The following is a 6,693-nucleotide window of genomic DNA, read 5'->3' as shown; positions in this document are numbered from 1 at the left end:
ACATCAAGGCGCCCGAGTGCTTCTACATCGAGAAGAAGCTGCGCGAGCGCATGAACATCCCGGTGTTTCACGACGACCAGCACGGCACGGCCATCATCTCCAGCGCTGCGCTGCTCAACGCGCTGGAACTGGTGGGCAAGAAGATCGAGGAAGTGAAGATCGCCGTCTCGGGCGCCGGCGCCGCCGCCATCGCCTGCCTGGACGTGATGGTGGGCCTGGGCGCCAAGCCGGCCAACATCCACGCCTGCGACTCCAAGGGCCTGATCTACATGGGCCGCGCCGGCGGCTTCGACGATTCCAAGGCGCGCTATGCGCAGAAGGACACCGGCGCGCGCACCCTGGCCGACGTGGTCAAGGGCGCCGACGTGTTCCTCGGCTGCTCGGCGCCCGGCGTGCTGACGCCCGAGATGGTGGGCACGATGGCCGACAAGCCGATCATCCTGGCCCTGGCCAACCCCGAGCCGGAAATCCGCCCCGAGCTCGCCAAGCAGGTGCGGCCCGACTGCATCATCGCGACCGGCCGCAGCGACTACGCGAACCAGGTCAACAACGTCCTGTGCTTCCCCTACATCTTCCGCGGCGCGCTCGACTGCGGCGCGAGCAAGATCACCGAGGAGATGAAGCTGGCCTGCGTGCGCGAGATCGCCGACCTGACCAAGGCCGACATCAGCGAGGAAGTCGCGACCGCCTACGCCGGGCAGGACCTCGCCTTCGGGCCCGACTACATCATCCCCAAGCCCTTCGACTCGCGCCTGATCCTGCGCATCGCGCCGGCGGTGGCGAAGGCGGCGGCCGACTCGGGCGTGGCCACCCGCCCCATCGAGGACCTGGACGCCTACCGCCAGCACCTGTCGCGCTTCGTCTACCAGACGGGCATGTTCATGCGCCCGGTGTTCACCGCCGCCAAGCTCGCGCAGAAGAAGCGCGTGGCCTACGCCGAGGGCGAAGACGAGCGCGTGCTGCGCGCCGCGCAGATGGCGGTCGACGAAGGCCTGGCCAGGCCGATCCTGATCGGCCGGCCGGACATCATCGCCATGCGCATCCAGAAGGCCGGCCTGCACCTGCGGCTGGGCCAGGATGCCGAGGTGGTCGACCCGGAGAACGACCCGCGCTTCCGCCAGTACTGGGAGGCGTACCACGCGCTGATGGGCCGGCGCGGCATCAACCCCGAGGGCTCCAAGGCGATGGTGCGCCGCTCCAACACCACCATCGCCGCGCTGATGGTGCACCTGGGCGACGCCGACGCCATGATCTGCGGGCTGGTGGGCCGCTTCGACAGCCACCTGAAGATCCTCGGCCAGCTGCTGGGCACCCAGCAGGGCGTGCCGGACTTCGCCACGCTCAACGCGCTGATGCTGGACAAGTACACGCTGTTCATCGCCGACACCAACGTGCACGAGGACCCGACGGCCGAGCAGCTCGCCAACATCGCGCTGATGGCGGCCGAGGAGGTGCGCCGCTTCGGCCTGCCGCCCAAGGTGGCCTTCCTCTCGCACTCCAACTTCGGCACCTCCGAGCGCGCCTCGGCACGCAAGATGCGCGTGGCACGCGACCTGTTCGCGCAGATGGCGCCCGACATCGAGTGCGACGGCGAGATGCACGGCGATGCCGCGCTGAGCGAGACCGTGCGCCGCCAGGCGCTGCCCGGCAGCACGCTCACCGGCGAGGCCAACCTGCTGATCTGCCCCAACCTCGACGCCGCCAACATCCTGTTCAACGTGCTGAAGATGACCGGCGCCAACGGCGTGACGGTGGGGCCGATCCTGCTGGGATCGTCCAAGCCGGCGCACGTGCTCAACCCATCGGCCACCGTGCGCCGGGTGCTGAACATGACGGCCCTGGCGGTGGCGGACGCCAACATCCAGCGATGAGCGCCGCTCCGCCGCTGCGAAGGCGCTCGCACCCGCAGTCCGCAGGACGGAGGGTGGTCCGGTGAGCGCGGCCCGCCCCAGCCTGCCGCAGCTCGCCGACTTCCTGCGCACGGAGTTCCCGCAGAACCCCTGCGTGATCGAGGCCGTGGGCGAACGGGGCGCCACCATCCGCAAGGCGGTTGACGAGGCCGACCTGCGCCCCGGCGGCACCGTCTCCGGCCCGACGCTGATGATGGTGGCCGACGTGGCGCTGTACGTCGCGCTGCTGGGCGAGATCGGCATCGTGCCGCTGGCGGTGACGACCAACCTGAACACCACCTTCCTGCGCAAGCCAGCCGCCGGACGCGACGTGATCGGCGTGTGCCGGCTGCTCAAGGTCGGGCGCACGCTGGCCACCGGCGACGTGCTGCTCTACAGCGACGGCCATCCGGAGCCGGTCGCGCACGCCGTGGGCAGCTACGCGATCCCGGCGGCCCGCTGACGCGCACCATCTGCGCGCCCGAATGCACCGAAACCGGACCGGTCGCGCCGGCCTTCGGTGCCTTGGGCGGTGCAGACGCACCATGAGGTAGCGGCATCGTTCTTGCTCGCCCGCCTGGCATCTCCCACAGACGTCACGGCGATGAACAAGCGACACCTGCTGCAATCCTTCCTGGCGGCCTCGGCCCTGTGCCTCGGCCTGGGCAGCGCCCAGGCGCAGACGCCCATCAAGTTCCAGCTCGACTGGCGCTTCGAGGGGCCGTCCGCCCTCTTCCTGCACCCGGCCGCCAAGGGCTACTTCAAGCAGGCCGGCCTCGACGTGAGCATCGACGCCGGCAACGGCTCGGGCGGCACCGTCACGCGCGTGGCCTCGGGCGCCTACGACATGGGCTTCGCCGACCTGGCGGCGCTGATGGAGTTCCACGCCAACAACCCCGACAGTCCCAACAAGCCGGTGGCGGTGATGATGGTCTACAACAATACGCCGGCCTCGGTGATGGCGCTGAAGAAAAGCGGCATCGCCAAGCCGGCCGACCTGGCGGGCAAAAAGCTCGGCGCCCCGGTGTTCGACGCCGGCCGCCGCGCCTTCCCCATCTTCGCCAAGGCCAACAACATCGGCACCGTGAACTGGACGGCGATGGACCCGACGCTGCGCGAGACCATGCTGATGCGCGGCGACATCGACGCCATCACCGGCTTCACCTTCACCTCGCTGCTCAACCTGGAGGCGCGCGGCGCCAAGGCCGGCGACATCGTGGTGCTGCCCTACCCGGACTACGGCGTGAAGCTGTACGGCAACGTCATCATCGCCTCGCCGAAGCTGATCAAGGACAGGCCCGAGGTGGTGAAGGCCTTCCTCTCGGCCTTCGCGAAGGGCGCGAAAGAGGTCATCGCCAACCCGCCGGCGGCCATCGCGTCGGTGAAGGCGCGCGACGGCATCATCGACAGCAAGCTGGAGACGCGCCGCCTGCAACTGGCGATCGACACCGTGATCGCCAGCCCCGACGCCCGTGCCGAGGGCTTCGGCGTGGTGAACCCGGCACGCCTGTCGCTGATGGCCTCGCAGGTCTCCGACGCCTTCAACACCAAGACGCGCGTCAGCCCCGACGCGGTGTGGACGAGCGCCCTACTGCCGCCGGCGGCCGAACTGGCCATCCTCAGGAAGTAGATGGCAGACGCCGCCGCCATCCCCTTCGTCGACTTCCAGGACGTCTGGCTCGCCTACAACGAGCAACTGCTGCGCGAGAACCACTTCGCGGTCGAGGCCATCGACCTGCAGGTCGCGCGGGGCGAGTTCATCGCCATCGTGGGCCCCTCGGGCTGCGGCAAGTCGACCTTCATGAAGCTCACCACGGGGCTGCGCATGCCCTCGATGGGGCGCATCCGCATCGACGGCCAGCCCGTCACCGGGCCGCTGAAGATTTCCGGCATGGCCTTCCAGTCGCCGTCGCTGCTGCCCTGGCGCACCACGGTCGACAACGTGCTGCTGCCGCTGGAGATCGTGGAGCCCTACCGCTCCAGCTTCAAGCGCAGGCGCAGGGAGTACGAGGAGCGCGCCCGGCGCCTGCTGCAGAAGGTGGGCCTCGGCGGCTACGAGGACAAGTTTCCCTGGCAGCTCTCGGGCGGCATGCAGCAGCGCGCCAGCATCTGCCGCGCGCTGGTCCACGAGCCCAAGATGCTGCTGCTGGACGAGCCCTTCGGCGCGCTCGACGCCTTCACCCGCGAGGAGCTGTGGTGCATCCTGCGCGACCTGTGGACGGAGCAGCGCTTCAACGTCATCCTGGTCACGCACGACCTGCGCGAGTCGGTGTTCCTGGCCGACACGGTGTACGTGATGAGCAAGTCGCCCGGGCGCTTCGTCGTGCGGCGCGAGATCGAGCTGCCGCGCCCGCGCGAGCTGGAAGTGACCTACACCAAGGAATTCAGCGACATCGTGCACGAGCTGCGCGGCCACATCGGCGCCATGCGGCATGCTATGGCCGCCAGGGAGGTCGCATGAAGGCGGACTTCCCGGGGACCCCGGCATGAACAACAAGCAACTCGAACGCTGGTCGCCCTGGCTGCTGCTGGTGGCGGTGATCACGCTGTGGCAGATCATCTGCTCGGCCTTCGGCGTCTCGGACTTCATCTTCCCCAGCCCGCTGCGCATCTGGGAGCAGTTCTGGGAGTTCAAGGGCGTCATCGCCGGCCATGCTTGGCGCACCTTCTGGGTGACGATGGCCGGCTTCGGCCTGGCCATCGTGGTGGGCGTGCTGCTGGGCTTCGTCATCGGCAGCTCGCGCATCGCCTACGCGGCGGTGTACCCGCTGATGACGGCCTTCAACGCGCTGCCCAAGGCGGCCTTCGTGCCGATCCTGGTGGTGTGGTTCGGCATCGGCATCGGACCGGCCATCCTCACCGCCTTCCTCATCAGCTTCTTCCCCATCATGGTCAACATCGCCACCGGGCTGGCCACGCTGGAGCCGGAGCTGGAGGACGTGCTGCGCGTGCTGGGCGCCAAGCGCTGGGACGTGCTGGTGAAGATCGGCCTGCCGCGCTCCATGCCCTACTTCTACGCCTCGCTCAAGGTGGCGATCACGCTGGCCTTCGTGGGCACCACGGTCAGCGAGATGACGGCCGCCAACGAGGGCATCGGCTACCTGCTGATCTCGGCCGGCTCGGCCATGCAGATGGGCCTGGCCTTCGCCGGGCTGATGGTGGTGGGCGCGATGGCGATGGCGATGTACGAACTCTTCAGCGTCGTCGAGAAGCACACCACGGCCTGGGCGCATCGCGGCTCGCAGGGCGGCTGACCGGGCGGCGGCGGGGCGCGGTGCCGCTATGCTGGCCCGTGCCCATGCCGATCTCCTCCTTCCCGCGGCGGGCCGGACGCCGCGGCGCCGCGCTGCTCGCCGCCCTGCTGTGCGCGGCCTGCGCCGCACCGCCGCCCGCCCCGACCCCGACGACCATGCCGCCCGGCACCGACTTCTGCCATGCCGCCGCGCAGCGCGATGCGCCGCCGCGCGCCCTGGCCTTCGCCGCCGCGGCGCAGGGCGAGCACGCCGCCTGGGGCGCGTCGTCGCTCGATGCCGAGGGCCGGCTGCTGGCTTCCGGCGCCTACGAGGCCGAGGACGTGCCGCGCATCGATGGCCTCGCGCCCTGGCAGCGCGTGATGGCCTACTGGCAGGCCGTCGACCCCGATGCGCGCCAGCTGCCCTACGTGGTGCGCCACGGCGCGCTGCGCCCGGCCTCGCGCACCCGGCTGCGCGAGGCCCTGGCCCAGGCCGGCAGCGAGCGGCTGCAGGGCCTGGGCGCCGGCCCCGAGCAGGGCCTCTCGCCGCAGGAGCAGGATGCGCTCGCTGCCGCGCTGGACCGCGTGGCCGTCGTCGACACGCCCTGGTCCGCCGCCTTCGTGAGCTGGCTGGCGCGGCAGGCGGGGCTGCGCGACGGCGAGTTCGCCTTCTCCGAGGCGCATGCCGACTACACCGGCGCGGCCTGGGCGGCGACGCAGGCCGAGCAGGCGGGCCAGGCCGCGCCCCATGCGCTGCGCGCCTGCGACCTGGCCCGCACCCCGCCCCGGGTGGGCGACCTGGTGTGCCAGAGCCGCGGCGCCGACGCCGGCCTGGACCGCTTCGACACGCTGGTCCCCGCGCTGGCCGCGCGCGCGGCGGGCGGCGCGCCGGTGCCGATGCACTGCGACGTGGTCGTGCAGGTCGACGGCCAGGGCTTCGACGCCGTCGGCGGCAACGTGCTGCAGTCGGTGACGCAGCGCCGCCTGCTGTTCGCGCCCGGCACGCAGCGGCTGGACCCGAGCTACCTCGACGGCAGCGGCTGCACGCCCGGCACGCCCGGCTGCGTCGACCGCCACATGAGCCGGCAGCCCTGGTCGCTGCTGCTGCAGTGGCGAGAATGACCACGCCCCTTCGACCGCCCCGCCCATGACCGCTGCCGCCCCCACGCTCCCCCCGCTCACCGAAGACCAGTGCGCCCGCCACCTGCGCCGCGCCGACGCCGTGGCGCGCCGCGCCATGTCGATGGGCCGCCACCCCTTCGGCGCCCTGCTGGTGGCGCCCGACGGCGAGACGGTGCTGGCCGAGCAGGGCAACATCGACACCGTGAACCACGCCGAGTCCACGCTGGCGCGCACGGCCGCGGCCAACCACCCGGGCGCCTACCTGGCGCAGTGCACGCTGGTCACCACCTTCGAGCCCTGCGCCATGTGCGCCGGCACCATCTACTGGGCCGGCATCGGCCGCGTGCTCTACGGCGCGGAAGAGACGGCGCTGCTCGCCCTGACGGGCGACCACCCCGAGAACCCCACCCTCAGCCTGCCCTGCCGCGAGGTGTTCGCGCGCGGCCAGCG

The 6,693-nt window shown here is 71.0% G+C and carries 7 protein-coding genes; all 7 read left to right on the top strand.

Annotation, left to right across the window (positions count from 1 at the left end; translation table 11 throughout):
• The coding region (locus ACIY1X_RS14550) for an NADP-dependent malic enzyme (protein ID WP_399681611.1) at positions 1–1,871 on the top strand (1,871 nt) is incomplete at its 5' end.
• Positions 1,872–1,932: 61 nt separating this feature from the next.
• Positions 1,933–2,352 carry a PaaI family thioesterase gene (locus ACIY1X_RS14545; RefSeq protein ID WP_399681609.1) on the top strand — a complete coding sequence of 140 codons (420 nt, stop codon included), beginning with the start codon at positions 1,933–1,935 and terminating at the stop codon, positions 2,350–2,352.
• Positions 2,353–2,493: 141 nt separating this feature from the next.
• Positions 2,494–3,519 (top strand): ABC transporter substrate-binding protein, encoded by a 1,026-nt coding sequence (locus ACIY1X_RS14540; RefSeq protein WP_399681607.1) that lies wholly within the window; start codon positions 2,494–2,496, stop codon positions 3,517–3,519.
• Positions 3,520–4,350, top strand: coding sequence for an ABC transporter ATP-binding protein (locus ACIY1X_RS14535; protein ID WP_399681604.1), 831 nt, complete (start codon positions 3,520–3,522; stop codon positions 4,348–4,350). It begins immediately after the preceding gene.
• A 25-nt stretch (positions 4,351–4,375) separates the two neighbouring features.
• The gene (locus tag ACIY1X_RS14530) at positions 4,376–5,143 is read left to right on the top strand and encodes an ABC transporter permease (protein WP_399681603.1); all 768 of its coding nucleotides are present in this window, start codon (positions 4,376–4,378) and stop codon (positions 5,141–5,143) included.
• A 44-nt stretch (positions 5,144–5,187) separates the two neighbouring features.
• Positions 5,188–6,243, top strand: a complete 1,056-nt coding sequence (locus ACIY1X_RS14525; RefSeq protein WP_399681601.1) for a DUF2272 domain-containing protein — start codon at positions 5,188–5,190, stop codon at positions 6,241–6,243.
• Positions 6,244–6,268: 25 nt separating this feature from the next.
• Positions 6,269–6,693: nucleoside deaminase (locus tag ACIY1X_RS14520; RefSeq protein ID WP_399681598.1), on the top strand; the 425-nt coding region annotated here is incomplete at its 3' end.

Source organism: Xenophilus sp., from assembly GCF_044462705.1.
Taxonomy (GTDB): Bacteria; Pseudomonadota; Gammaproteobacteria; order Burkholderiales; family Burkholderiaceae_C; genus Xenophilus; species Xenophilus azovorans.
The sequence above is the reverse complement of the archived record's forward strand: the minus strand, read 5'-3'. Positions and strand labels throughout refer to the sequence as shown.